This is a genomic window from Streptomyces kronopolitis (genome assembly GCF_050953795.1).
Classification (GTDB): domain Bacteria; phylum Actinomycetota; class Actinomycetes; order Streptomycetales; family Streptomycetaceae; genus Streptomyces; species Streptomyces kronopolitis_A.
Genome location: NZ_CP191850.1, coordinates 3232157 through 3258979, shown reverse-complemented (window position 1 = coordinate 3258979; position 26823 = coordinate 3232157). Strand labels below are relative to the sequence as shown.

At 73.4% G+C, this 26823-nt stretch carries 20 protein-coding genes; 9 read left to right on the top strand and 11 right to left on the bottom strand.

The features are described from left to right. Positions 1 to 124 precede the first annotated feature (124 nt). The gene (locus tag ACQP17_RS14095) at positions 125 to 1300 is read left to right on the top strand and encodes an acyl-CoA dehydrogenase family protein (RefSeq protein ID WP_433856590.1); all 1176 of its coding nucleotides are present in this window, start codon (positions 125 to 127) and stop codon (positions 1298 to 1300) included. 68 nt (positions 1301 to 1368) lie between these two features. Here the strand turns inward: ACQP17_RS14095 and ACQP17_RS14090 are convergent, their stop codons facing one another. Beyond that, positions 1369 to 2667 (bottom strand): LCP family protein, encoded by a 1299-nt coding sequence (locus tag ACQP17_RS14090; protein WP_433856589.1) that lies wholly within the window; start codon positions 2665 to 2667, stop codon positions 1369 to 1371. 272 nt (positions 2668 to 2939) lie between these two features. Here ACQP17_RS14090 and ACQP17_RS14085 point away from each other — a divergent pair, with 272 nt between their 5' ends. Further along, complete coding sequence (locus ACQP17_RS14085; protein WP_433856588.1) at positions 2940 to 3494, top strand: acyl-CoA thioesterase; 555 nt, start codon at positions 2940 to 2942, stop codon at positions 3492 to 3494. Here the strand turns inward: ACQP17_RS14085 and ACQP17_RS14080 are convergent. The 3 genes from ACQP17_RS14080 to ACQP17_RS14070 are packed head-to-tail and all read right to left on the bottom strand — an operon-like array spanning position 3445 to position 6039. Beyond that, entirely contained in the window at positions 3445 to 4026 is a 582-nt protein-coding gene (locus tag ACQP17_RS14080) for a VanZ family protein (protein WP_433856587.1), read from the bottom strand. The two genes, ACQP17_RS14085 and ACQP17_RS14080, sit on opposite strands and share 50 nt — an antisense overlap. Before the next feature lie 38 nt (positions 4027 to 4064). Then, positions 4065 to 4520: a hypothetical protein gene (locus ACQP17_RS14075; RefSeq protein WP_433856586.1), complete on the bottom strand. Its 456-nt coding sequence runs from the start codon at positions 4518 to 4520 to the stop codon at positions 4065 to 4067. 55 nt (positions 4521 to 4575) lie between these two features. Continuing rightward, on the bottom strand, positions 4576 to 6039 hold the full coding sequence (locus ACQP17_RS14070; protein WP_433856585.1) for an LCP family protein: 1464 nt from the start codon (positions 6037 to 6039) through the stop codon (positions 4576 to 4578). 255 nt (positions 6040 to 6294) lie between these two features. Between ACQP17_RS14070 and ACQP17_RS14065 the strand changes: the two genes are divergently transcribed. Further along, positions 6295 to 7326 (top strand): glycosyltransferase family 2 protein, encoded by a 1032-nt coding sequence (locus tag ACQP17_RS14065; protein ID WP_433856584.1) that lies wholly within the window; start codon positions 6295 to 6297, stop codon positions 7324 to 7326. 87 nt (positions 7327 to 7413) lie between these two features. On the opposite strand, the gene ACQP17_RS14060 is transcribed toward ACQP17_RS14065, so the two are convergent. The 4 genes from ACQP17_RS14060 to ACQP17_RS14045 form a co-directional block, all read right to left on the bottom strand. Next, positions 7414 to 9099: an LCP family protein gene (locus ACQP17_RS14060; RefSeq protein ID WP_433856583.1), complete on the bottom strand. Its 1686-nt coding sequence runs from the start codon at positions 9097 to 9099 to the stop codon at positions 7414 to 7416. A gap of 71 nt (positions 9100 to 9170) precedes the next feature. Further along, positions 9171 to 10937: an LCP family protein gene (locus ACQP17_RS14055; RefSeq protein ID WP_433856582.1), complete on the bottom strand. Its 1767-nt coding sequence runs from the start codon at positions 10935 to 10937 to the stop codon at positions 9171 to 9173. A gap of 222 nt (positions 10938 to 11159) precedes the next feature. Beyond that, positions 11160 to 12386, bottom strand: coding sequence for an LCP family protein (locus tag ACQP17_RS14050; RefSeq protein ID WP_433856581.1), 1227 nt, complete (start codon positions 12384 to 12386; stop codon positions 11160 to 11162). A 203-nt stretch (positions 12387 to 12589) separates the two neighbouring features. Continuing rightward, the gene (locus ACQP17_RS14045) at positions 12590 to 13351 is read right to left on the bottom strand and encodes a TIGR03089 family protein (protein ID WP_433856580.1); all 762 of its coding nucleotides are present in this window, start codon (positions 13349 to 13351) and stop codon (positions 12590 to 12592) included. 128 nt (positions 13352 to 13479) lie between these two features. On the opposite strand from ACQP17_RS14045, the gene ACQP17_RS14040 reads away from it, so the two are divergent. The 3 genes from ACQP17_RS14040 to ACQP17_RS14030 all read left to right on the top strand — a co-directional run bounded on the left by ACQP17_RS14040 (position 13480) and on the right by ACQP17_RS14030 (position 17255). After that, on the top strand, positions 13480 to 14823 hold the full coding sequence (locus ACQP17_RS14040) for a peptidoglycan recognition protein family protein (protein WP_433856579.1): 1344 nt from the start codon (positions 13480 to 13482) through the stop codon (positions 14821 to 14823). 369 nt (positions 14824 to 15192) lie between these two features. Further along, positions 15193 to 16275: a sugar phosphate nucleotidyltransferase gene (locus ACQP17_RS14035; RefSeq protein ID WP_433856578.1), complete on the top strand. Its 1083-nt coding sequence runs from the start codon at positions 15193 to 15195 to the stop codon at positions 16273 to 16275. Between the two features lie 74 nt (positions 16276 to 16349). Further along, positions 16350 to 17255 carry a DNA-3-methyladenine glycosylase family protein gene (locus tag ACQP17_RS14030; protein WP_433856577.1) on the top strand — a complete coding sequence of 302 codons (906 nt, stop codon included), beginning with the start codon at positions 16350 to 16352 and terminating at the stop codon, positions 17253 to 17255. An 11-nt stretch (positions 17256 to 17266) separates the two neighbouring features. Here the strand turns inward: ACQP17_RS14030 and ACQP17_RS14025 are convergent, their stop codons facing one another. The 3 genes from ACQP17_RS14025 to ACQP17_RS14015 form a co-directional block, all read right to left on the bottom strand. Then, positions 17267 to 18595: a coenzyme F420-0:L-glutamate ligase gene (locus ACQP17_RS14025; RefSeq protein WP_433856576.1), complete on the bottom strand. Its 1329-nt coding sequence runs from the start codon at positions 18593 to 18595 to the stop codon at positions 17267 to 17269. Then, complete coding sequence (gene cofD, locus ACQP17_RS14020) at positions 18592 to 19566, bottom strand: 2-phospho-L-lactate transferase (RefSeq protein ID WP_364878123.1); 975 nt, start codon at positions 19564 to 19566, stop codon at positions 18592 to 18594. Before cofD ends, ACQP17_RS14025 begins: the two co-directional genes overlap by 4 nt. 81 nt (positions 19567 to 19647) lie before the next feature. Further along, positions 19648 to 20169 (bottom strand): cysteine dioxygenase, encoded by a 522-nt coding sequence (locus ACQP17_RS14015; RefSeq protein ID WP_433856575.1) that lies wholly within the window; start codon positions 20167 to 20169, stop codon positions 19648 to 19650. Positions 20170 to 20884: 715 nt separating this feature from the next. Between ACQP17_RS14015 and ACQP17_RS14010 the strand changes: the two genes are divergently transcribed. The 3 genes from ACQP17_RS14010 to ACQP17_RS14000 all read left to right on the top strand — a co-directional run bounded on the left by ACQP17_RS14010 (position 20885) and on the right by ACQP17_RS14000 (position 26815). Beyond that, entirely contained in the window at positions 20885 to 21148 is a 264-nt protein-coding gene (locus ACQP17_RS14010) for a WhiB family transcriptional regulator (RefSeq protein WP_003983763.1), read from the top strand. Between the two features lie 313 nt (positions 21149 to 21461). Then, a complete protein-coding gene (locus ACQP17_RS14005) occupies positions 21462 to 25223 on the top strand; it encodes a glycosyltransferase (RefSeq protein ID WP_433856574.1) in 3762 nt (1253 codons plus the stop codon). Further along, the gene (locus tag ACQP17_RS14000; protein ID WP_433856573.1) at positions 25220 to 26815 is read left to right on the top strand and encodes a DUF5719 family protein; all 1596 of its coding nucleotides are present in this window, start codon (positions 25220 to 25222) and stop codon (positions 26813 to 26815) included. The genes ACQP17_RS14005 and ACQP17_RS14000 overlap by 4 nt, the downstream gene beginning before the upstream one ends. The last annotated feature ends 8 nt before the right edge of the window (positions 26816 to 26823 follow it).

Below are 26823 nucleotides of genomic sequence, written 5' to 3'. Positions count from 1 at the left end.
CCGCGGGTCACTGTCGGCAACCTCACGTATGCGCGGCCGGATCCGGCGCCTAGAATCCGGAGAGACAACGGGTTACTTAACGGTAGTTAGCACTGATAGTCAGCTCTCAGGGGAGTGGAAAACCTTGGCGGGAACCGCTGATTTCGATCTGTACCGGCCGTCGGAGGAGCACGACATGCTCCGCGAGTCGGTGCGCTCGCTCGCCGAGGCGAAGATCGCGCCGTTCGCCGCCGCGGTGGACGAGGAGGCCCGCTTCCCGCAGGAGGCGCACGACGCGCTGGTCGCCAACGACCTGCACGCCGTCCACGTCCCGGAGGCCTACGGCGGCGCCGGCGCCGACGCCCTGGCGACCGTCATCGTCATCGAGGAGGTGGCCCGCGTCTGCGCGTCGTCCTCCCTCATCCCGGCGGTCAACAAGCTCGGCTCGCTGCCGGTGGTGCTCTCCGGCTCCGAGGAGCTGAAGGCGAAGTACCTGGGCCCGCTGGCCAAGGGCGACGGGATGTTCTCGTACTGCCTGAGCGAGCCGGACGCCGGCTCCGACGCGGCGGGGATGAAGACCAAGGCCGTCCGTGACGGCGACCACTACGTCCTCAACGGTGTCAAGCGCTGGATCACCAACGCCGGCGTCAGCGAGTTCTACACGGTGATGGCCGTCACCGACCCCGAGAAGCGCTCCAAGGGCATCTCGGCGTTCGTCGTCGAGAAGGGCGACGAGGGCGTCTCCTTCGGCGCCCCGGAGAAGAAGCTCGGCATCAAGGGCTCCCCGACCCGCGAGGTCTACCTCGACAACGTCCGGATCCCCGCCGACCGCATGATCGGCGCCGAGGGCACCGGCTTCGCGACCGCCATGAAGACCCTGGACCACACCCGCATCACGATCGCGGCCCAGGCGCTCGGCATCGCCCAGGGCGCCCTGGACTACGCCAAGGGCTACGTCCAGGAGCGCAAGCAGTTCGGCAAGCCGATCGGCGACTTCCAGGGCGTGCAGTTCATGCTCGCGGACATGGCCATGAAGGTGGAGGCGGCCCGTCAGCTCACCTACGCCGCGGCCGCCCGCTCGGAGCGGATATCCGCCGGCGGCAAGGGCGAGGACCTGACGTTCTTCGGCGCCGCGGCCAAGTGCTACGCCTCCGACGCCGCCATGGAGATCACCACGGACGCCGTCCAACTGCTCGGCGGCTACGGCTACACCCGTGACTACCCGGTCGAGCGGATGATGCGCGACGCGAAGATCACGCAGATCTACGAGGGCACCAACCAGGTCCAGCGCATCGTGATGGCGCGCAACCTCCCCCAGTAGGCCGCGGCACACGACGAGGGGCCCCGGACCGCAGTGGCGGTCCGGGGCCCCTCGCGTGGTGCGGGCGGTCAGTTGCCGCTGACGGTGACCTTCTCGTCGTTGTTCAGCTGCTGCACCAGCTGCTGGACCTTGGCCTTGTCCCATACCAGGTTGCCGCCGGTGGAGCCGGAGATGGGCATGTTCATCGACTTGCCCTCGCCGCCGGTGACGCCCTTCATCGCGAAGAACATGCTGCCGAGGTCGAAGAGGTTCATGTCCTTGTCGACGATCAGGGTGTCCAGCCCGGCGCTCATCGTCGGGTAGAGCTTGAAGGGGTTGAGCACGGTCCCCGGGGTGGCCGTCTGGCCGGCCAGCGTCGCCAGGAACTTCTGCTGGTTCTTCGTCCGGTCCAGGTCCTGGCCGGCGAAGGCGTGCCGGGTGCGGACGAAGGCGAGCGCCTGCTGGCCGTTGAGCGTCTGCTCGCCTGCCGGGAAGTCGGCGCCGGAGTTCTTGTCCTTGAACGCCTTGGGGATGTCCATGTCGACGCCGCCGATGGCGTCCACGATGCCCGCGAAGCCCGCGAAGCCGATCTCGACGTAGTGGTCGATGTGCAGCTTGGTGTTGTACTCGACGGTGCGCACCAGCAGCTCCGGGCCGTCCTCGGCGTAGGCCGCGTTGAGCTTGGTGTGCCGCCCGGTGCCCGGGTACTTCTTGCCGGAGGACGAGCCGATGTAGGTGGGTATCTCCACATCCGAGTCACGCGGCAGGGATATCAGCGTCGGGCCGTTGCTGCCGTCGTGCAGGATCATCATCGAGTCGGTGCGCTTGCCCTCGGCGGAGCCGGTGTGCAGCTTCTTCTTCTCGGCGGCGGACATGCCCTCGCGGCTGTCCGAGCCGACGATCAGGTAGTTGGTGCCGTCGCCGGTCGCCGGCCGGTCGATGACCTTGCTCAGGTCCACCTGGCGTCGGAGCTTGCCGTCGGCCCAGAAGTAGGTGGCGACCGAGGCCACCGCGAGCACCGCGACCAGAGTGATCACGGTCCACTTGATCCGCCGGCCCCAGTGCGGGCGCGGCCGCCCGGGCCGTCCGTCGCCTTGTCCGTCGCCGCGGCGGCCCCCGCCGCCCCCGCCGCCGTAGACCTGGCCGGTGTTGTAGCCGTCGTACGCGTCGTCGTAGCCCTGGGACTGCTGCGGCGGCACGGTCGCGCCCCTGCGCGGGGACATCGACGGCGGCAGCGGCGGTTCGTTCCGCCGGTAGCCGGGGCCCGCGTCGCGCTGTACCTGGGGCATGGCGCGCGCGCCCTCCGGCTCGGCGCTGCCGCTGCCGCTGCCGTATCCGTACCGGTTTCCGTTCTGGTCGCCGGACCACCCATTGGGCCACTCATTCATACGGGGAAGTGTGCACGCCGCGGCGGGGTGCTCCATAGACCGGGTGCCGGATCGGGCCAGGGCTGTTGCAGAGCTGATGCAAAGCCACGGAGGCCTTTGGCCGCATACCGGAAGAGGACGTCACCATTCCGACCTGGGGTAACGGAAGATCGCATTCCGGTTTGTGTCCGGCGGGCGCCGCGAGAGGAACGTCACGGAGTCGCGGCGGGGGCGAGAGGTGTCTCACGGACCACGCGGGTCGTGGCCGTCCACGGGCCACTTAGGCTGGCCGTATGACCGAACTCGTCACCGAAAAGCCCGAGGACGATCAGGCGGGCAAGCCCACCTCCGTGTCCCGCATCACGCTCAGCCACATCATGACGTCGGTCGACACCAACCTGCTGGGAACGGTGCACGGCGGCGTGATCATGAAGCTCGTGGACGACGCGGCGGGCGCGGTCGCCGGGCGCCACTCCGGCGGCCCGGCCGTGACCGCCTCCATGGACGAGATGGTCTTCCTGGAGCCGGTGCGGATCGGCGACCTCGTCCATGTGCGCGCCCAGGTCAACTGGACCGGCCGCTCCTCGATGGAGGTCGGCGTGCGGGTCCTGGCCGAGCGCTGGAACGAATCCAGCCCGGCCCAGCAGGTCGGCTCCGCCTACCTCGTCTTCGCCGCCGTCGACGAGCTGGGCACGCCCCGCCGGGTGCCGCCCGTGGTCCCCGAGACCGAACAGGACAAGCGCCGCTACCAGGAGGCGCAGATCCGCCGCACGCACCGCCTCGCCCGGCGGCGCGCCATCAAGGAGCTGCGCGAACGGCGGGCCGCGGAAGGGCTCGACGGCGCATAGCGGCGACCGTCAGCTGCGCGAGCAGCGCCAGGCCCGTACCGGTGACGGTGCCGGCCGCCGCGCAGATCACATCGTCGACATCGGCGATCCGCCCGGCCCGCATCAGCAGCTGCGCCGTCTCGATGGCCAGGCACAGGCCCACCCCCAGCAGGAACGCCGCGGCGGCCGGGACGCGGGGCGCGGCGAACCGCAGCAGCAGCGGTGCGGGGACGAACAGCGCGGCATTGGCGATCTGCCGCCGCACCAGCATCCCCAGCTCCCCGGGCTCCAGCTGGGCGCCCAGCTCGAACAGGCCCTCACCGGGCCGCCACCACACCGTGGCGTCCCCCGAGCCGATCGGCTGGCTGGGCGTGAGCGTCGCCGCCAGGAGCAGCAGCAGCCAGCCGGCCAGCAGCACCCGTGCCGTGGTGCGCGGGGCGCGGACTCCGGGGGCGCGGGCCGTCCACAGGGCCAGGGCCAGTGCCGCCGCCAGCGCCAGGGTCAAGAAGAGCACCACCGAGGCCGGGGTGATGCCCAGCACTACCTGCCACACGATGCGCCCCTTTCAGGATGTCCGGAACATTCGGGACATCAGCTACAGGTCCATTGGGTGACGTAGATCGTCTGCGCCCGCTGCATGACGCCCCGGATGCACTCGTCCGCGAGCATCTCCACCCGGCCGCTCAGCGCGACGGCGCCGCCCTGGGTCCGCCGGGTGCCGAACCAGCCGGGGAACGCGGTGATCCGGTCGTTCTTGCGCTGGTAGCCGAGCCGCACGATGATCTCGCCGGGCCCGGCCGGACCGTGCCGCCGGTAGCTCGCGGCGTACGTCCCGTCGGACCCCACCGGACCGCGCAGGCACAGCTGGCCGCGCACCAGCTCCCCGCAGCCGGTCGGTGCGTCGGGCGCCGGCGGGGCCGCGGCGGCGGTGGCCGCGACCAGCCCCAGGGCCGCGAGGGTCACCGTGACCCGGCGCGCCCGGTGGTGTCCTCCCGGCCGCCGGGCCGGCGGCCCCGGCACGGTCCGGCGGGGCGCGGGGACGCTCATGCCGCACCGCTTCGGCGCGGCACGCGGCGTCCGCCGGGGAGCCCGCAGCGCCCGCTCACGGGCACACCGCCTGGTCGCCGGTGATGGTGGCGATCCCGCCGGGCCGCTGCGGCGGCTCCTCGGCCCGCACCCGCTGCACGGCCCGGTGGTCGCGGCCGACCGTCACCCGCATCACCGGCCCCTGCCCGTTCGCCGGGTGCAGCTCGGCGCCCGGCAGCGCGGCGGCCAGCGAGCGGGCCGAGCGGTCCCAGCGCGGGTCGTAGGCGATGACGGTGCGCGGCACCGTGCCCAGGGGCGAGGTGCCGGGGGCGCCGGCGGTGGCGAAGCCGGTGGCCCGCAGCTCCCCGGCGACCGAGGTGCCGGCCCCGCCCCGGCCGCTGCCGTTGTCGACCCGCACCTGGACCTGGGCCGGCGGGACGTCCACGACCCTGCCGCGGGGCCCCGTCCCGTCCCGGTGCGCGGCGAGCGGCTTGTCCTCGCGGATCGCCTGGAAGAGCTTCGGCGCCTGCACCGGATCCCACTGCACGGTCGAGCCGACGCCCGGCAGCGTCCGGGCCGTGCCGGTCAGCGGCACCGAGGTGAACTCCGAGGACGACGGGGTGAAGCCGCGCATCGCCTGCCCCAGGTCGACCAGGTCGCCCGCCCCGAAGCCCGAGTCGGCCCGCACGGACCGCAGCATCGTGTCGGCGACGTCCCTGAAGCGGATGGGGTTCATCAGCACTCCGGAGGAGGTGATCTTGTGGATGAGGGCGGCCAGGAAGCGCTGCTGGCGCTGCATCCGGCCCAGATCGGCGGACCCGTCGATGTGCCGCGAGCGCACGTACTGCAGCGCCTGACCCCCGTTGAGCTGCGACTTGCCGACCGGCAGCGCCAGGCCCGTATAGCTGTCCCGCAGCGGCCGCACGGTGCAGATCTCCACCCCGCCGACCGCGTCGACGCTGTGCATGAAGCTGGTGAAGTCGACCTCCAGATAGTGGTCGATGTGCACCCCCGTCATGTGCTCGACGGTCCGCACCGTGAGGTTGGGGCCGCCCTCCGCGTAGGCCGCGTTCAGCTTGATGGCGTGGACGGGGCGCCGCGCGCCGGTGGCGGCGTCCGTGTGGGCGGGCACCTCGGCGTAGGAGTCACGGGGCAGGCTGACCACGCTGGCGCGGTCCCGGTCGGCGGAGAGGTGCACCAGCATCAGCGTGTCCGTGCAGTGACAGGGCACGCCGCCCAGGTGGTAGCGCTGCTTCTCCCCGGCGGTGAGCTTGTCCCGCCCGTCCGTGCCGACGACCAGGAAGTTCAGGCCGTCACCGCCGCCGGGGCGGTTGCTCATGCCCTGGAACGCGTCCACCCGGCCGATGCCGCTCTCCATGCCCGTGACCATGGCGTGCCCGATCCCGCTCGCGGCCAGCACCAGGACGGACGCGGCGGAGCCGATCCGCAGCCCCCAGCGCTTCCCCGGGGGGCGCCGGCGCGGCGCGGGCCGGGCGGCCCGGCGCCTGGCCGGACGGGCGGAGCGGAACGGCGCGGTCACGAGGACACCTCCGCGGCTGGACGGCGTGAGCGGTGCCCGGCGGGGGAGCGGGGCAGGTCGGGACGGAACCGGCGAGGACACCGTAGGCCCATACGATCGGCTGCAAAGCGCCACACGCCGGGCATCCGGCGCCCGGCCACCCGGCTGCGCCCGAGGCTGTCCCCCATTCGCGGTAACGTGAGGCGCGATACTGCAGTCTCCCGGCGGGCGCTGCCGTCGCTGGCGGCCGCCGCGGGCCGTACCCCCAGAGGAACCATGCCGCAGCAGCAGTCCCCGGCCGTCTCCGTGATCATGCCGGTGCTCAATGAGGAACGTCACCTGCGCAACTCGGTCCGGCACATCCTGGAGCAGGAGTACGCCGGCGAGATGGAGGTGGTGATCGCCCTCGGCCCGTCCGCGGACCGTACGGACGAGATCGCCGCCGAGCTCGTCGCCGAGGACCCCCGGGTGCACACGGTGGCGAACCCCACCGGCCGCACCCCCGCCGCGCTGAACGCCGCGATCAAGGCGTCCCGGCACCCCATCGTGGTGCGCGTCGACGGACACGGCATGCTGTCGCCGAACTACATCGCCACCGCCGTGCGCCTCCTGGAGGAGACCGGCGCGGCCAACGTCGGCGGCATCATGCACGCCGAGGGGGAGAACGCCTGGGAGGACGCGGTCGCCGCCGCGATGACCTCCAGGATCGGCGTGGGCAACGCCGCCTTCCACACCGGTGGCCAGGCGGGCCCCGCCGAGACCGTCTACCTCGGCGTCTTCCGGCGCGAGGCGCTGGAGCAGCAGGGCGGCTACAACGAGGAGTTCATCCGGGCCCAGGACTGGGAGCTGAACTTCCGCATCCGCGAGGCCGGCGGCGGGGTCTGGTTCTCGCCCGAGCTGAAGGTCCGGTACCGCCCGCGGCCGAGCGTGAAGGCGCTCGCCAAGCAGTACAAGGACTACGGCAAGTGGCGCCATGTCGTGGCCCGCTACCACGCCGGATCGATCAATCTGCGCTACCTCGCGCCGCCGGCCGCGGTGTGCGCCATCGCCGCGGGCCTGGTGGCCGGCGCGGCACTCACGCCCTGGGCGCTGATCGTCCCCGGCGGCTACCTCGCCGCGATCGTCGCGGGCTCGCTGCCCGCCGGCAAGGGCCTCTCGCCGAAGGCCCGCGTCCAGGTCCCGCTGGCCCTGGCCACCATGCACATGGCCTGGGGCGTGGGCTTCCTGACCAGCCCCCGCTCGCTCGCCCGCAAGGTCATCGCCAGCCGCCGCCCGGCCGTGACGACCGCGACCGCCGCCGCCGAGTAGGGACACCCCCGAAGGGGGACGCGGCCGGCCCGGCCCTGCTGCCGCACACGCGGACAGGGCCGGACGGGACCTCCCGGCTCCCCGGCCTCAGAAGCTGTACTGCGGGTTCACCTTCATGCAGGCCTTGGAATCCTCGCCGTTGAGCGCGTCCGCGCTGTCCGGTGCCTTGTCCGCGTCCTTCTCCGCGCCCGACGCCTTCGGGTACGCCGATCCGCTGCGCCAGTCGTTGCCGATCACCAGCCGCATCCCGGTGGCCGAACTGGACTCCCGTACCGCGCCCTTGGGCAGGCCGAGCGACGTCGCCAGCGCCAGGGCGTCGCCCCGCAGCGCCTTGTTCCCGTAGGTGACGGTGGTGTCGGCCTGGGTGGTGAGCGCCGTGTCGGTGGCGGCCGCGCCGTAGCCGAGGCCGGCGAGCCGCTGCTGGATGACGGCCGCGCGGCCGGAGACCGGACCGCTGACGGTGCTGTTGGTGCCGTTTTGCACCACGACCTTCAGCGCGCCCTTGGGCATCGAGGGCTTGGGCGCGGGCGCCGCCTTCTTCTTGTCCTTGCCGTCCAGCGCGGTGTCGTTGCGCAGCAGCGCGAAGGTGGACTCCGCGTCGCCCGGCTTGGGCATGACGTAGGACTCGTCGGAGCTGTACTGCCAGGGCATGGTGACCATCGTGAGGCGCTTGGTCGGGACCCGGTTGAGGTCGCCGCCCAGGTCGTAGAGCTTCTTGACGGTGTCCAGGCCGTCGTCGACGGTCAGCGACTTGGTCGCCGCCTCCGCCAGGTCGCGCAGCTGGCCCGGGTCGGTGAGCTTGGTGCCCTGCTTGAGCTGACGGACCATCGAGTTCATGTACATGTGCTGGGCCTTGGCCCGGCCGATGTCGGTGTTGTCCTCGAAGCCGTAGCGGGTGCGCAGCCACTGCAGGGCCTGGACGCCCTGGACGGAGTGGGTGCCCTTGGTGAGCTTCAGCCCGCTGCCGTGGCCCTTGCTGTCGTGCGAGTAGACATTGCGGTCGACGCAGACCGGGACCCCGCCGATGGCGTCCGCCATGGAGACCACACCGGAGAAGTCGACCATCATGAAGTGGTCGATGTAGATGCCGGTCAGCTCCTGCCAGGTGGCGAGGGTGCACCCCGGACCGCCGTGCTGGAGCGACTGGTTGATGGCCGCGGAGGTCTGCGGATAGACCTGGTGCGTCTTGGGGTCGGTGCACCGCGGGATCGTCACCCGGGTGTCGCGCGGGATGGAGAGCACCGACATGTTGCTGCGGTCCGCGGAGACGTGCAGCAGCATCTGCACATCCGCGAGCGGCTTGCGGTCCGCGTCCTGCCGGGCGCCGCCGAGCTTGATGTTCTCCGCGCTGTTACGGCCGTCGGAGCCCAGCAGCAGGATGTTCAGCGGGCTCTGCCCGAAGGCGTTGGGGTCCGGCTTCTTCAGCCCGCCCCCGCTCAGCGACCGCGGGGCCTTGCGGAGGTTGGCGTTGAGGTGCTCGTAGTACCAGTACCCGGCGCCCGCGCCGCCGACTATCAGGACGGCGAGGGACAGGGCGGTCCAGCGCAGCACCTTGCGGCCCCTGCCCCGGCGCGGCCGCCCGCCTTTGCGGTGGCCGTCGTCGGCGGACGTGCCCCCGTCCCCCGGGGGCACGCCGCCGTCGGTGTCGGGCCGGCCGGGGGCGTCCGGCGACAGCCCGCCGTCCGCGTAGAGACCGTCGTCCCAGCCCAACTCCTGTGCGTCCGGCTCCCGTCGCCGGCGTGATCGGTCACCACGCACACTGCTCTGCCGCATCTGGCCCTCTCCCCGTTGTCCGTCCGATGGTGCGCTCGGCGCCTCGGCGGGGCGGCCGGATCCCGCTCAGTTCACTTCGCGCAGATGTTTTTGTCATCTGCATTGACGTTCTGCACCCCGTCCGGGGTTTCGGTCGGCGCCTCGATCGGTGATCCCGGTGCCTTGAAGTCCTTGCCGAGGACGAGCTTCATCGGCTGACGGGCACCGGCGTTCTGCGACGACTTCTTCAGCGCGCTCTTGGGCAGGCCCATCCAGTCCGCCAGGGTGGCGGCCTGGTCGGCCTGGTTGGGCGCGTACTCCAGGCGGGTGGCGGCCAGCTTCGTGGGGGCGTTGCCGGCGTTGGTGGAGAGCTTGGCGGCCTTGGAGTTCTGCAGCCAGTCCACGGTCTCCTGCGCCGAGCCGATCGGCCCGCCGCCGTTGGTGACATCGACCCGCACCTGCTCGGGCGGGGCCTTCTTCACCGGCGCGGACTTCTTGCCCTTGCCCTTCTTGCCCTTGGCCAGCGTGTGGTCCGCCCGCACCATCGCGAACAGCGGGTCCGCCGCCGTCTTGTTGAGGATGACGGTGGCCGGGTCCTCGGGGTTGTCCAGCACCGGCACCGTGGCGAAGGTGATCTTGTCGATGTCGACCTTCTTGAGGTCGTTGCCGAAGTCGAGCAGCTTGCCCGCCGTGCCGATACCGGTGTCGACGGTGAGCGCCTTGGTCGCGGCCTGGCTGACGTCGTAGAGCTTGCCCGGGCTGCTGAACGCGCTGGACTTCAGCTTGCGGATCAGCGAGCTGAGGAACTGCTGCTGCATCTTGATCCGGTCCAGGTCGCTGCCGAATCCGATGGCGTGGCGGGTACGGACGAAGGCCAGCGCCTGCTCGCCCTCGACGACGTGCCGGCCGGCCTTCAACTTCAGGTGCGACTTGGGGTCGTTGAGGTCCTTGGCCGCGCAGACCTCGACGCCGTCCACCGCGGTGGACAGCTCCTTGACGGCGTTGAAGTCGGCCATCATGAAGTGGTCGATCTTCAGCCCGGTCATCTGCTCGACGGTGCGCCAGGTGCAGCCGGGGTCCCGGCCCTCCTGGCCCAGGCTGGTGTTGAAGCGCACCTGGTTCTGGCCCGGGATGGTCTTCCGCGAGCCGTCCTTCTGCTTCGTCGGGCAGTTCGGGATGTTGGTGATCATGTCGCGCGGGATGCTCAGCGCGGTGGCGTTCGTCCGGTCCTTGGAGATGTGCATCAGGATCGTGGTGTCCGCGTGCCCGACGCTGCCGGCGTCGCCGTAGCCGGCGTTGCCCTTACCGGAGCGGGCGTCCGTCCCGATGATGAGGACGTTGACCGGGCCCTTGGAGACCGCGTCGTTCTCCACGCCGACGTCGACCTTGGAGATGTTGCCGTCCAGCTGCTGGTAGACGAAGTACGCGGCACCGCAGCCGGCGACGAGCACGAAGCTCAGCACACCGGCCGTCCAGTACAGCGCCTTCTTCTTCCCGGACGCCTTCGGCTTGGGCTTGCGGCGGCCGGCCTGCCCCGACGTCGCCGCCGCTGCGGTCCGGTTCCCGGCGGCGCGGCGTGCCGCCCGGCCGCCGGCCGGGCGCTCGTCGTCCTCCGCCGCGTCCTCGTCCCGCCGCCCGCGCTGGGTCGGCAGCGGACGGGTGTCGGTGTCCCCGCCCTCGCCGCCCGGCCTGCGCGCGGCGCGTCTGGTGCCGGGAGCCTTGCGGTCGGAGGGCTGAGCGGGGGCCTGACCTGCATGGTCAAGCCGCAGCTCGTAATTGCCGGTGTTCGGATCGAACACCCACTGATCGGCGGGATCGACGTTGCTGTCGCCCGCCCGCCCACGGCCTTGCGCGTCCACGGTGCCTTGAGTCCTCCGTCGGTGCCACGCGGCGCCATCCCCTCAAGGCGCTCGGTCGGTCGATCGTGCATTGCATGGTCATCGGACGGGTGGTGCCCGACCGGATCGCTCACACTATCCGCCCAGTTCAGCGCCCCGCGACGCCCGTGACAAATTCCACTTACCTACAACTGGGCATTCCGCCCAATACATTCGCGTCGCCGGGTGTACTTTGCGGCATCTTTATTCGCAGCTCCCGCGTTCCGCGGTCGTTCCGGGAAAGACCGGGCCCGGACCGGGGGTCTGCGACGGTGATCCGTCCGGCCGTCCGGACGGTGCGCCACCGCCGCCGCGCACCGGCCCCCGGGCGGTGCCCGACGCGGGCGTCACCGTCACCCGCAGGTCCCTGCGCAGCTGCCCGAAGAGCCGCTCGGCGTCCGGCTGCACCAGCTCGTCGCGGTTGCGGTCGAAGCGGTACTCGCGGCGCGGCACGGTCAGGAACTGGACACGGTCGGTGGGAATGCCGCGGGTGCTGCGGACCAATTCGTACAGCCCCTTCAGGGAAGCCAGCGCGGTGTCGGTGGTCAGGGAACTCGTCGCGGCATCGAGCACCGGATACAGCCGGGTCGGATTGAGCAGGACACCATTACTCTGCACTTTCTTCACCAGAGCCCCCAGAAACTGCTGTTGGCGCTGCATGCGCTGGGTGTCACTGCCGTTGCCCAGGCTCTTGCGTGCCCGTACGTACCCGAGGGCGGCCTCCCCGTGCAGCGTCTGCCGGCCCGCGGGCAGTGCGAGGTGTGCCTCGGTGTCCTGAATCGGCCGGTCGGGGCAGACCTCCACACCGCCCACCGCGTCCACCATCCTCGTGAAGCCCACGAAGTCGAGGATCATGTAGTGGGCGATGCGGATGCGGGTCAGTTTCTCGACGGTCCGGATCGTGCAGGCCGCCCCGCCGAGGGCGAACGCCGAGTTGAACTGGGCCGTCGACGGCCCGGTCTCGGTGCCGTCGGCGCGCTTGCAGTGCGGCACCTCCACCATCAGGTCGCGCGGGATGCTCACCGCGGTGGCGCTCTTCCGGTCCGCCGCCAGGTGCAGCAGCATCGTGGTGTCCGAGCGCTGGCCGCCGCCGCGGCCGTATCTGCCGTTGTCGCCGGTGCGGCTGTCGGAGCCGATCAGCAGCACGTTCTCGGCGTTCGGCGGGCCCGCGGGGGGCCGCTCGGACTCCCATTTGCGCAGTTCGCGCTCGGTGGCGCCGTCGGTGCGGATGTTGCCGTTGAGCTTGGTGTACACCGCCCAGCCGGCCGCGGCCCCGGCCAGGAGGACACCGACGGTCCCGAGCGCGGCCCAGCGCCACCGGTGCCGGCGGCGCGGCGGGACGCGTGGCGGCCCCGGCCGGTCCGGCCCCGGCTCCCCGGCCGGGCGCTCGGCCCAGCCGGCGAACCTGGGAGGCTCGGGGGTATCGGTCACGTGTGCGTCCATCCCTCACGGAGTCGGCGTCGCGCCCGTACGCGGGGGCCCGGACGGAACGGAGACGGACGAAACCCGCGCATGGTTGTACGTACTCAAAATCCTGGACCGAAACGGACGTACCGGCCTGCCGCGGGCGCCTGCGGTCCGCCGGACGGGGGAGTACGCCCCCAGGGGAGTCGCGCGGAGGGTGCCGGCTCGCCCTAGCCCGGCAGCGGCGCCGTGAAGGTGATCTTCTCGCTGGTCTCGCGGGTGGCCGCGGCCGGTGCGCCGAGCCGGTCCGGGTGGCGGCACAGCACCACGGAGCCGCCGGTGGCCAGCGGGGCGTACAGCCCGTACGACAGGCCCTGCCAGGTGTCGTACGACAGGCCCGACAGCACCCGCGGCGTCCCGGGCATCCCGGCCGCCTCCGCGTCCGCCAGGGCACGCGCCCCGATGGCGGCGCCGGTCAGCTCCTGCCCGCCCACGACCAGCGCCGGCTCCGCCGCGTCCACCGGAACGAACGGCGCGAACCGGTCACCCTGGCCCGGGACCTCGACGGCGTAGTCCGCGAAGCCCGGCGGCGGCTGTGGGAAGCGCCCGCCCAGCGGCCGCAGCGCCAGCGCCACCCGCTCCCCGGAGCAGGCGCGCGCCGCGTCGAGCCGGTCGGGCCCGGCGACCACGAGGTCGGCGGCGGCCGGATCACCGTCCACCTCCGCGACCACACCCACCGACGAGCAGGCCAGCAGCCAGACGGCGGTCTGCCAGTGGGCGGGCAGCAGCAGCGCGAGCCGGTCGCCCGGCGCGGCGGCCAGATCGCCCTGGAGATAGTTGGCGGTCTTGGCCACCCAATTGGCGAAGGTCGCGACGGACAGTTCCACGCGTTCGCCGGTGGCGTCGTCGTAGAAGGTCACCAGCGGGCGGGCCGGGTCCGCGGCGAGCGCGGAACTCAGCAGGTCGGCGGGGGTGCGATCGGTGGCGTTCATCGCGGCCAGGGTACGCGCGGCCCCGGGCGGCGGCGGGCCGGGCACAGCGGACCGGGGCCACCGGATCGGCCGATGCCCCGTCAGATCACCGATGGCCGTCCGGTCCTGCCGGGTCCAGGATCGTGTCCATGCGCCCCTTCCTCGCGACCTGCCTCGGCGCCGTGTGCAGCGCGGCCCTCGCCCTGCCCCTCGCCGCGGCGGGCGGTGCGGGCGCCACCCCCGCCGCCCCGCGCCCGGCGCGCACCGACGGACTGCCGGGCAGCACCCAGTCCCTGCCGGTCGGCACGCTCGGCGCCGCCGCCCCGCACACCCCCGACCGGGAGACCACCACGGAGCCCGCGCCCCGCGAGCTGGGGCTGCCGGCCCGCACGGTGCGGCCGTTCTCGCTGCTGGGGATCGTCTGGGACGACGCCACGGCCGAGCTGCACGGCCGGGTGAAGGTCCGCACCCGCGCCGGCGGCAGCGGCGAGTGGTCCGGCTGGCAGGACGTCCAGGTCCACAACGACGACGCCCCCGACCTCGGCTCCGCCGAACGCCACGACAGCGAGGTACGGGGCAGCACCGCGCCGCTGTGGGTCGGTGACTCCGACGCCGTCCAGCTGCGCATCACCCCCGAGCGCAGCGACCGTGCCGCGGCCGCGCTGCCCGGCGGACTGCGGCTGGAACTCGTCGATCCCGGCGCACCGCCGCGAAGCCTGCGCGGCGCCCGCCTCGACCCGCCGGCCCCGCTGTCCGCGGAGGCCGCCGCCGCCTCCGCCGCCAACGCCGGGTTCGCGCCCCTGGGCGCCACCGAGATCCCCGCCCTCGACCGGGACGCCTCCCAGGGCGACATCGCCGGGGCGGACGGCACGCGCCCGGAACAGACCTACATCGGGCCGCGCCCCCGGATCGTGACCCGGGCCGGCTGGGGCGCCGACGAGAAGCTGCGCGAGAAGGCCTTCACCTACACCACCACCGTGCGCGCCGCCTTCCTCCACCACAGCGGCTCGGGCAACAACTACAGCTGCGCGGAGGCCCCTTCACTGATCCGCGCCATGTACCGCTTCCACGTCAAGAGCAACCACTGGCGCGACATCGGCTACAACTTCCTGGTCGACAAGTGCGGAACGGTCTACGAGGGCCGTGCGGGCGGCGTCGCCAAGCCCGTCATGGGCGCCCACACCCTCGGCTTCAACTCCGACAGCACCGGCATCGCCGTCCTCGGCACCTTCACCGACACCGAACCGGCCAAGGCGGCCGTCGACGCGGTCGCGCGCCTGGCGGCCTGGAAGCTCGGCCTCTACCACGTCGATCCGCGGGCCATGGTGAAGCTGACGTCCGCCGGCGGGAACCGCTTCGCCAAGGGCAAGAAGGTCTCCCTGCACGTCATCTCCGGCCACCGGGACGGCTTCACCACCGACTGCCCCGGCGCCCACCTCTACGCCAAGCTCCCCGCCACCCGCCGCGCCGCGGCGACCCTGCAGGGCCGCTGACCGCACTCTCCGGGGCGGGACGGGGGCGGCGCGGGTTTGCCGGGGTCCCCCGTGGCGCATGTTGCAGGGACCGGTCAACCGTTCCCGTCCCCGACACGTCTTAGCGGCCACGACGTCCGCACCGCCGGCCCCGCGCTCCCCGTCACCCGCACGACAACGGGGGGACCCCACCGCCGAGGGCTTTTGCGTGCCCGTCTGCCTACACTGGTCGGCCGATCGGCCGACCCCAGCAGGAAGCAGAGAACACACCGTGAACGTCGTACGTGCAGCCGCCGGGCTGTGGTCGACGACGAGAGCCGCACCGTCTCCCTCCTTGCCCGCCATCGGGCAGCAGGGGCCCGGCGGGCGGAGAAGCGAACAGAGGACACAGTGACTGAAGCGATCCTCCTGGTCGGCGGCAAGGGCACACGGCTGCGCCCGCTGACGGTGCGCACGCCCAAGCCCATGGTTCCGGCGGCCGGAGTGCCGTTCCTGACCCATCAGCTGGCCCGCGCCCGGGCCGCCGGCGTCGAGCACATCGTCCTCGCCACCTCCTACCTCGCCGAGGTCTTCGAGCCCCACTTCGGCGACGGATCGGCACTCGGCCTGCATCTGGAGTACGTCACCGAGCAGGAGCCGCTGGGTACCGGCGGCGCCATCCGCAACGTCGCCTCGCGGCTGCACTCCGGCCCGGACGACCCGGTGCTCATCTTCAACGGCGACATCCTCACCGGGCTCGACATCCCGGCCCTCGTCGACACCCACCGCAGCTCCGGTGCCGAGGTCTCGCTGCATCTCACCCGGGTCGAGGACCCGCGCGCCTTCGGCCTGGTCCCCACCGACGACACCGGCCGGGTCACCGCCTTCCTGGAGAAGCCGCAGACCCCCGAGGAGATCGTCACCGACCAGGTCAACGCCGGCGCCTACGTCTTCAACCGGTCGGTCATCGACACCATCCCGGCCGGCCGCCCGGTCTCCGTCGAGCGCGAGACCTTCCCCGGGCTGCTCGCCGCCGGCGCCCACCTCCAGGGCATGGTCGACTCCACCTACTGGCTCGACCTCGGCACCCCGCAGGCCTTCGTCCGCGGCTCCGCCGACCTGGTGCTGGGCCGCGCCCCGTCCCCGGCCGTCCCCGGCCGGCGCGGTGACCGCCTGGTCATGGAGACCGCCGAGGTCGCCGGCGACGCCAAGCTCACCGGCGGCACGGTCGCCGGCCCGCGCACCGTCATCGGCCCCGGCGCCCGCATCGACGGCAGCGCGGTCCTGGCGGGCGCCGTCATCGGGGAGGGCGCCCAGATCCGGGACTCGCTGATCGGTGCCGGGGCACACATCGGGGCCCGTACGGTCCTCGACGGCGCGGTCATCGGCGACGGCGCGCGCATCGGCGCCGACAACGAGCTGCGCGACGGCATCCGCGTCTGGTGCGACGCCGAGATCCCGGCCGCCTCGGTGCGCTTCTCCTCCGACCAGTAGGCCGCCCGCCGGGGCCCGGGCGGGTTGTCCACAGGCCCCGGCGCCGTCCCGCGGCCATCGCCTAACCTGGCCGCATGCCCACCCGCACCTGGGTCCCGCCCGGCCCGTTCGATCTGCACCGCACGCTCGGTGTGCTGCAGCGCGGCCCGGGCGACCCCGCGTTCGCGGTGCGCGGCGGCGAGCTGTGGCGCGCCTCCCGTACGCCGCAGGGCACCGGCACCCTGCGGGTGGCGGCCCGCGCCGCCGACGGCCGGGTGGCGGCCGAAGCCTGGGGCCCGGGCGCCGAGTGGCTGCTGGAGCAGCTGCCCGAGCTGCTGGGGGAGGGCGACGATCCCGAGGCGCTGACCGCCCGGCACCGCATCGTCCACGAGGCGCGCCGCCGCCACCCCGGAGTCCGGCTCGCGCGCACCGGCCTGGTCCTGGAGTCGCTGATCCCCACGGTGCTGGAGCAGAAGGTCACCAGCGACGAGGCCTACCGCGCCTGGCGCCTGCTCCTGCAGCGGCACGGCGAGCCGGCCCCCGGCCCCTGGGAGCGGATGCGGGTGATGCCCGACCCGCGCGGCTGGGCACTGATCCCCTCCTGGGAATGGCACCGCGCGGGCGTCGACGCCAAGCGCTCCGACGCGATCCTGCGCGCGGTGCGGGCCGCCCGCCGGATGGAGGAGGCCGCGCGGATGGAGCTCGCCGAGGCCACCCGCCGGCTCACGGCGATACCGGGCATCGGCCCGTGGACCGCCGCCGAGACCCTCCAGCGCGCCCTCGGCGCCCCGGACGCGATCACCGTCGGCGATCTCCATCTGCCGAAGATCATCGGCTATGCCCTCACCGGCCGCCGCGGCACCACCGACGAGGAGATGCTCGAACTCCTCGCCCCCTACGAAGGGCAGCGGCACCGCGCAGCCCGGCTGATCCTGCTGTCCGGCCGGGTCCCGCCGCGCCGCGCCCCGCGCTTCCCGGTGGGGGACATCGCCCGGCTCTGATCAGGCGCCGCTCAGCGCACGACGAGGAAGTCCCCGGCGTCGCGCGGCGGCCGCGGCCGGGGCGCCCCGGCCGGATGCCCGATGGCCACCGCCCCCATCGGCTCCCACTCCGCGGGAAGCCCCAGCACCTCGCGGACCACGTCCTTGCAGAACATCGTCGACGACACCCAGGCGGAGCCGAGCCGTTCACCGGCCAGCGCGACCAGGAAGTTCTGGATGCCCGCGCCGTGGGCGACCAGGAACATCTCGCGTTCGGCGGTGCTGCGCCGCGCGTCGGGATAGGCGTGCGCACCGTCCGTGACCAGGCACGGCACGGCCAGATACGGCGCGTCCCGCAGCACGTCACCGCGCCGCACCCGCGCGGCGATGGACTCCGCCGACCTGCCGTCCGCGCGCAGATCCGCTCGCCACGCGTCCCGCATCGCGTCCAGCAGCCGCCCGCGCGCGGTCGCCGACTCCAGGAGGACGAACCGCCACGGTGTGGTGTGGTGCGGCGCCGGAGCGGTGAGGGCCGCGGCCACCGCGCGCCGCACCGCCCCCGGATCGACCGGATCGCCGGTGAAGGAACGGACCGTGCGCCGCCCCGTCACCGCTTCCCGTACGGCCTCCGAGGTGCCCAGCCGGAACATGTCGTCCTCGGCGGACCGCACCATGGCGCGCGCCCCGGGGCCGTCGTCCGGCTCCCCGGCGAGATGGCCCAGCCCGCGCACCACCGCCACCGGCAGCCCGGTGGCCTTGCCCTTCACCAGGTCACCGGCGGCGGCCAGTTCGTCGGCGGTGGCCACCACCGTCGCGCTGAGCGGATTGCCGTGCGCGTCCGTGCCGCCGCGCAGATCGTCCAGCACCCGCACACCGGCGGCACCGATCGCGACATCGGTCAGGCCGCTGCGCCAGGGCCGCCCGAAGGTGTCGCTGATGACCACCCCGACGTCGACGCCGAGCGTGGTGCGCAACCCCGCCCGCAGCGCGCGCGCCGAGGCGTCCGGGTCCTCGGGCAGCAACAGCACCGTGCCCGAGGGGGTGTTGGAGGCGTCCACCCCGGCCGCGGCCATCACCAGGCCCTGCCGGTTCTGCACGATCCGCAGGGTGCCGCGGCGCGCCACCACCCGCACCGTCTCCCGGTCGATCGCCGCCTCACGGTCGTCGGCCTCTACCACCCGGCCCTCGGCCTTGCTGACGATTTTCGAGGTCACCAACAGCACGTCGCCGTCGGCGAGTTGCGGCATGGCCTCGGCGGTCGCCGCCGCGGCGATCAGCTTCACGAGATCGTCGCCGGGCCGCACCTCGGGCATCCCCGGCAGCGCCCACACCCGGTAGCCGGGCACGGCGGTCTCGCTCACGCCCGGACCTCCTCGGCCAGCGCCAGCGCCTCGCGCACCATCGCGGCCGTGGCGTCCGTGTCGGTCATCATCAGCGGCACGGCCCGGCAGCGGATACCGGCCGCCTCGACCTCGGCCACCGCGCCCTCGTCGGTGGAGTCGACCAGCCAGCCGTCCAGCAGCCCGGACCCGTAGTGGCGGGCGACGGCCGCCGCGGTCGACTCCACGCCCACCGCGGCCAGCACCTTGTCGGCCATCCCGCGCACCGGGGCGTCGCCGACGATCGGCGAGAGGCCGACCACCGGCACCCCCGCGTCCGCGATGGCCTCACGGATGCCCGGCACCGCCAGGATCGTGCCGATGCTGACCACCGGGTTGGACGGCGGGAACAGCACCACGTCCGCCGCGGCGATGGCCTCCAGCACGCCGGGCGCGGGCTTGGCCTGGTCGGCGCCGACCGGCACCACGGCGTGCGCGGGCACCGAGGCGCGCAGCCGCACCCAGTACTCCTGGAAGTGGATCGCCTTGCGCTCGCCCTCTTCCCCGGCCTCGCCGGGTTCGGTGACGGCGACATGGGTCTCGATCCGGTCGTCGGACATCGGCAGCAGCCGCACCCCGGGCTTCCAGCGCGCGCACAGCGCCTCGGTGACGGCGCTGAGCGGATAGCCCGCGCTCAGCATCTGGGTCCGCACGATATGGGTGGCGAAGTCCCGGTCGCCCAGCCCGAACCACTCGGGCCCCACCCCGTAGGCGGCCAGCTCCTCCTTCACCCGGAAGGTTTCGTCGGTCCGGCCCCAGCCCTGTTCCTCGTTGATGCCGCCGCCGAGGGTGTACATCACGGTGTCGAGGTCGGGACAGACCTTGAGCCCGAACAGATGGATGTCGTCGCCGGTGTTGCCGATGACGGTGATGTCCGCGTCCGGAGCCGCTGACTTCAGTCCCCGCAGAAAGCGGGCGCCGCCGATACCGCCGGCCAGAACCACGATTCGCATGGGCCCAGTGTGTCAGCCGCCGGCGGGGCGGTGGGGCGCGGTCCGCGGGGGAGCCGGGCGGGCGCGAGGGGCCGCGGGCGCTCAGGACGCGGCGGTCTCCAGGGCGGCGGGGGTGCAGTGCGGCGCGCCGTGCATCGGCATCTCGGTCAGGCCGGGGAAGTAGACGTGCAGGCTGACGGCCGGGGTCAGGGCGTCGTTGACGACCTCGTGGACGTAGCCGGGGGCGAACACCCGCTGGGCGCCGGCCGCGAGCGTGCGGCGCCCGGACGGTGCGTGCTCGGTCAACTCGCCTTCCAGGACGGTCAGCACACCGGAGGACGGCCCGTGGTCGTGCCGGCCGCTGCCCTGCCCCGGCACCCAGCTCAGCAGCCACACCTCGTAGCCCGCGGGGACGGAGCCGGCAGCCGGGGGAACCGTGCGCAGCCGGTGGTACCAGCGGCTGGTGGTGTCGTAGCGGACGAGCGGTGCCCAGGCGGCGCGGTCGGCGGCGATCGAGCGGGCCAGCCCCGCGAAGCCGGCGACGGTGGCCGGGTGGGCGGGGACGGGCGGCAGCAGGTGGGGGAGGGCGAGCGGGTCGCCGGCGATCTGGACGTCGCTGTTCATGTTCCGGGTTCCTCGGCGGAGGTGCTGGGGGCGATGCCGGGGCATCGCCCGCCGTGAGCGGGGAGGGGCGGCGGCACGTGCGGGCGGTCCCGGTGGGGTGCGTGGCACGGCGACGCGGAGCAGGGGCGCTGCGGGGTGGTGCGAGCGAAAAAGCTGGAGCTCAGTGGCTTCGACAGCTGGAACAGCGACAGCGGGCCTGCGCAGCGCAGAGCGACCCGTAGGCACGGGTCAGTCGGGGCGCGGCGGTCGCTGGCATGCGGTCAAGGAGACCGGGTTGGCGACGCGATGTCAACCGGACGTCTGGTTTGCCGTAAATCTTTCACCTCATCCGGTTACTCCGCCCGGCGAAAGGTTTGTGCAGTCCGCGACCCGGAGACATCGACCGGCAACCGCACCTTCAAACGCCGTTGCGGTCCTGTGATCCGTCTGTGATCTCCCCCGCTTCGGCGCCCAGGGGTGCAACGCGAATGCCGCCTGAACGCGTCTCGTGAAGTGCAGGGGATGCGCCGGGGGGCAACGCCCGGGGAAGTGTCCTGGTTTTTACTGATTTGCACACTTTCCGCATACGCTTGGTTCCGCCGAGTGAATAAGAGGCCCAATAGCAGATCTCGGCTTGACTGGCCCGGATCACCACACTTGTAATTTCACTCGTGTCGTTCAGCCGAAATCGATCACGGCTTGATCACGGGGAAGTAAAGACAGACGAGGGGCGCACATGACCGAGCTGTTCCAGGAATTGCTGGTCGAGGAGGCGGACGAGGAGCTCGGCTGGCAGGAGCGCGCACTGTGCGCCCAGACCGACCCCGAGTCCTTCTTCCCGGAGAAGGGTGGCTCCACCCGCGAGGCCAAGAAGGTCTGTCTCGCCTGCGAAGTCCGGTCCGAATGCCTGGAGTACGCGCTCGCCAACGACGAGCGCTTCGGTATTTGGGGCGGCCTGTCCGAGCGCGAGCGGCGCCGGCTCAAGAAGGCCGCCGTCTGACGATGACCGCTCAGCCACCCGCACCGGGGGCGCGCGGCCGCACCGACCACGCCGCCGTACCGCCTCAACTCCCCATATCCCCCTATAACGAACACTCCGCCTCCAGCGACCTTCTCGCCGGGGGCGGACTGCTGTACGGGCCGGTCGGGGCACCGGCACGAAGCATTAGTGTGGGGCCCCGTCCGAGATGCGCCGCCGCCCTGCCGGGCGCTCGCGTCGCCTCGTAGTCCGTCGCAGTGTCTTCCGGGGGCGGGTGCCCAGCGCGACTGCGCAACGGGTCCCGAACTCCCGGGTCCGGAGGGCCCGTACCTCGATGTCCGTGCACAGCCAGTCGGCGGCCCAGGCCGCCTCATATGCAGCCGCCACGCCAGAGTTCCCGCGGCACGTGGTCACCGCCGTGATCGTCTCCCATGACGGTGCCCGCTGGCTGCCCGATGCGCTCACCGGCCTGCTCGGCCAGGAACGCCCCGTGCAGAACGTCGTCGGTGCCGACACCGGCAGCGCGGACGACTCCGCCCAGCTGCTCGCCGAGGCCATCGGGGACCAGCGGGTGCTGCACCTCGCCCGCCGCTCCGGATTCGGCACCGCCGTCGACGAGGCCGTCCGCACCGCCCCCGTCCTGACCCCCGACGAGCTGCCGTATCTGCGCCGGCCCAGCGGCTGGGACCCGGTCAGCCGCACCTGGCACGACGAGGCGTACGAGATGCCGGAGTTGCCGCACGGCGAACCGGTCCAGTGGCTGTGGCTGCTGCACGACGACTGCGCACCCGAGCCGGACGCGCTCGCCGAGCTGCTGCGGGTCGCCGACGCCAGCCCCTCCACCGTGATCGTCGGACCCAAGCTGCGCAGCTGGTACGACCGCCGCCAACTGCTCGAAGCCGGTGTCAGCATCGCCCGCAGCGGCCGCCGTTGGACCGGCCTGGACCGCCGCGAACAGGACCAGGGCCAGCACGACCAGGTCCGCCCGGTGCTGTCCGTGTCCACCGCGGGCATGCTCATCCGCCGCGACGTCTACGAGGAGTTGGGCGGCTTCGACCGGCGGCTGCCGCTGATGCGCGACGACGTCGACCTGTGCTGGCGCGCCCAGGCCGCCGGCCACCAGGTCCTGGTCGCCCCGGACGCCGTCCTGCGCCATGCCGAGGCCGCCGCCCGCGAGCGCCGCCCCATCGACTGCGTCGGCCGCTCGGTGGCCAACCCGCACCGCGTCGACAAGGCCGGCGCCGTCTACACCCTGCTCACCAACACCCGCGGCCGGCTCCTGCCGTACGTCCTGCTGCGGCTGCTGATCGGCACCTTCCTGCGGGTCGTCGCCTACCTCGTCGGCAAGGTCCCCGGCCAGGCGCTCGACGAACTCGCCGGGCTCTTCGGCACCCTGCTGCGGCCCGGCAAGATCCTCGCCGCGCGCAAGAAGAGAGGCCGGCCCGCGGTCGACGCGAGCGAGCTGCGGCCGCTCTTCCCGCCCCCCGGCGCGACGGTGCGCGCCACCGCCGAACAGGTCGCCGGCAACCTCGCCGGGCGGGCCGCCCCCGACGTCGCCTCGGCCGGCCGGCACGGCGCCGTCGAGTCCGGACCCGGCGGGGACGACGCCGACTTCCTGGAGATCGAGCAGTTCGCCCGGCTCAAGCGGATCGCCCGCCGGCCCGCCCCGGTGCTCTTCCTCGTCCTGCTGCTGGTCTCCCTGGTCGCCTGCCGCGGGCTGCTCGGCTCCGGCGCGCTGACCGGCGGCGCGATGCTGCCCGCGCCCGGCAGCGTGTCCGACCTGTGGTCGGCCTACCTCGACAGCTGGCACGCGGTCGGCGTCGGCGCCGGCGGCTCCGCGCCGCCCTACCTCGGCGTCATCGCCCTGGTGTCGAGCATCTTCCTCGGCTCCACCGGCTTCGCCGTCACCCTGCTGCTGGTCTGCTCCGTCCCGCTGGCCGGCCTCACCGCCTACTTCGCCTCCCGCCCGCTGGTCGCCTCCCGGCTGCTGCGCGCCTGGGCGAGCATCGCCTACGCCTTCCTGCCGGCGGCCGCCGGAGCGCTGGCCGGCGGCCGGCTGGGCACCGCCGTGCTCGCCATCCTGCTGCCGCTGATGGCCCGCGCCGGCGTCGCCGCGAGCGGGCTGCGGCTGGCGCCGGGCACCCGGCCCAGCTGGCGGGCGACCTGGGCGTATGTTCTGCTGATCACCTTCACCACGGCCTTCACCCCGGTCGTGTGGCCGATCGCGGTGCTGCTCGGCGCGGGGCTGCTGGTCCTGCGCGTCCTCCAGGGCAGCCGCGACCAGCTGCTGCCCCTCGGACTGCGCTTCCTGGCCGTGCTCCTCGCCCCGATGGTCGTGCTCGCACCCTGGTCGCTGTCGCTGCTGACCCACCCCGGGCGCTTCTTCCAGGAGGCCGGCCTGGGCTACGGCGCCGGCTCCGCCTCCGTGCTCGACCTGATCGGCCTCAGCCCGGGCGGCCCCAAGGCCGTCGGCGGGGTGCTGCTGTTCGGCATCGTGCTGGCCGCGCTCGCCGCGACCCTGCGCGACGAGCGGCAGCTCGCGATCCGTACCGCCTGGGCCGTGGCCCTGGCCGGGCTGCTGCTCGCCGCGCTGGGCAACGGCTCCGGCTGGACCGGGCCCGCCATGCTCGTCTACGGGCTGGCGCTGCTGTGCGCCGCGGCGATCGGCGCCGAGGGCATCCGCACCCGGATGGCCAGCGTCGGCTTCGGCTGGAAGCAGCCGGTCGCCGTGCTGATCGCGCTGGCCTCGCTGCTCGCCCCGCTCTACGCCGCGGTCAGCTGGATGATCACCGGCGCGGCCGGTCCGCTGGAGCGCCGCAACCCCGAGCAGGTCCCCGCGTTCGTCGCCGAGGAGACCGGCACCGCCGACCGGGCCCGCACCCTGGTCCTCGACGGCACGCCGGGCCATGTCGACTACTCCCTGGTCCGCGGCTCCGGCGCCCGGCTCGGCGACGCCGATCTGGCCGCCGAGGCGGGCGAGGACAAGCGCCTCGGCGGCATCGTCGCCCATCTCGTGGCCGGCTCCGGCGCTGACCAGACCAACCAGCTCGGCGGCTACGCGGTCCGCTACGTCCTGGTCCGGGACGGGGCACCGCGCGAAATGGGCCGGGTGCTGGACGCGACGCCGGGCCTGACCCGGCTCAGCCAGGACGACGGCAGCGCCCTGTGGCGCGTCGACCGGCGGGTCTCGCGGCTCTCCCTCGTCGCGGGCGAGGCCAAGGACGGCACCAGCGCCGGCGACGCCGCCGCACCCATCCCGGTACCGGCCGGCCCCGTCGAGGCCCACACCAAGGTGCCGGACGGCGCCGACGGCCGGGTGCTGCGGCTGGCCGACGCCGCCGACGAGGGCTGGCAGGCCACCCTCAACGGCACCGCGCTCAAGCCCGTGACCGTCGACGGCTGGGCCCAGGGCTTCGCGCTCCCGGCCGGCGGCGGCACCCTCGACCTCACCCACGAGAACCCGCTCGGCCACACCCTCTGGCTGTGGGCGCAGGGCCTGCTCGCCGTCACCCTGGTGGTGCTGGCGCTGCCGGGCCGCCGCCGGGAGATCGACGACGACCTGCCCGAGGAGACGGCCGCCGCGCAGGCCGCCGCGGTCTCCGGCGACGGCCGGCGGGCCCGGCGCCTGCGGGCCCAGGCCGAGGCCGAGGCCGCCGGCGTCCCCGACGCGGCGGGCACCGGCCTCTCCGGGGAGCCGGACGGGCCGCTCGACCCGGCCGCCGACCCGGACCCCGCCGGGGACCCCTACGGGGCGGTGCCGCAGCAGCCGTCGTACGACGAGTGGGCGGCCGCCGGAGCGCCGGTGGCCGACGGGCAGCAGCCCTACCCGCCCGCCGACCCCTACCAGGCCGGGCAGTACGGGCAGCAGCCCTACCCGCCGGCGGATCCCTACCAGGCCACCGACCCGTACGCCGCGGATCCCTACCAGGCGGGCGTCTACGACCCGTACGGGTACGGACAACAGCAACAGCAACAGCAACAGCAGTACGGCGAGGGCGACCCGCAGCATCGGCACCCCTACGACGACGGCGCCCCGTATCCCGGGTACCCCGGCTCCTACCCCGAGCCGCGCCGTGACGGGAGCGACCAGCAGTGAAGCGCACCATGATGTCCCTGATCGGCGTGGCCGTCGCGCTGGGCGCCGTCACCGGCGTCGCCGCCGTGAACGCCCCGGACGGCGGCGACCACACGGCGCCCCGCGGCAGTGCCCGGCTGCCCGTCCAGCGCTCCGCGCTGCTCTGCCCGGCCCCGACCTCCTCCGAGGTCGGCCGGACCGACTACACCGCCTTCGCCCCCAAGGGCGCCGCGGCCGGCGGCGACGCCACGAAGGGCACCGCCGCGCTGGTGCCCGCCGGCACCGTCAAGGACGCCGGCGACGGCACCGGCAAGGGCAAGAAGACCGGTAAGGACGGTAAGGGTGGCAAGGGCGCCGCCGACGCGGCGGACTCCGCCTCCGGGCAGCTCGTCGCCCCCCGGGACACCAAGCCCGTCGCGCCCCTGAAGGAGGCCGGCACGCCCGTCACCGCGTCCACGGACAGTGCGGACGCCCCGGCGCTCGTCGGCGCGGCGGACGGCACCCTCGCCCCGGGCTGGACCGTGCAGCAGACCACCTCGGTGGCCGCCGGCGCGGGCCGCGGCCTGATGGGGCTGAACTGCACCACCCCCGACACCACGTTCTGGTTCCCGGGGGTGAGCACCGCGGCGGACCGCCAGGACTACGTCCACCTGACCAACCCCGACCCGACCCCGGCCGTCGTCGACCTCCAACTGCGCGGCAAGGACGGGTCGTTGGGGGGTTCGACGGGTGAGGACATCACCGTTCCGCCGCACGCCACCGTGCCCGTCCTGCTCTCCACCCTGACCACCGAACCCGCCACCAACGCCTCCTTGCAGGTCGTCGCGCGCGAGGGCCGGATCGGCGCGGCCGTCCAGGCCACCGACGCCAAGCTCGGCAGCGACTGGCTGCCGGCCGCCGCCGACCCGTCGCCGAGCGTGGTGCTGCCCGGCATCCCGAAGGACGCCACCTCCGTCCGGCTGGTCGCCCTCGCCCCCGGCGAGTCCGACGCCGACCTCAAGGTGCAGCTCGCCACCCCGACCGGGCTGATCACCCCCGCCGGTCTGGAGAGCCTGCACCTCAAGAGCGGGATGACCACCGCCGTGGACCTCAAGGACCTCACCAAGGGCGAGGCCGGTTCCCTGGTGCTCACCCCCGCCGACGGCGGCTCCAAGGCCCCCGTCGCGGCCGCGCTGCGGGTGACCCGCGGCAAGGGCGCCAAGCAGGAGATGGCCTTCATCCCGGCGACCCGGCCGGTCGAGCAGCGCGCCACCGCCGCCGACAACCGCGCCAAGGGCAGCACCCTCTCGCTGGTCGCGCCGGAGAAGGGCAAGGACGCCGAGGTGAAGGTCACCGCGTCGGCCGGCAGCGGCGGCGGCACCCCGGTCACCAAGACGTACACGGTCAAGGGCGGCACCAGCCGTGACCTGACCCCACCGGTCCCGCAGGGGCTGAAGGGGACCTACGCGCTGACCGTGGAGCCGGCCGCCGGCAGCGGCCCCGTCTACGCGGCCCGCACGCTCGCCCGCCCCCAGGGCGGGGTGCCCGCCTTCACCGTCCAGACGCTGCCCGACGACCGCGGCACGGTCCTCGTACCGACCGCGGGCCAGGATCTGTCGGTCCTGACGAAGTAACCGCGCCC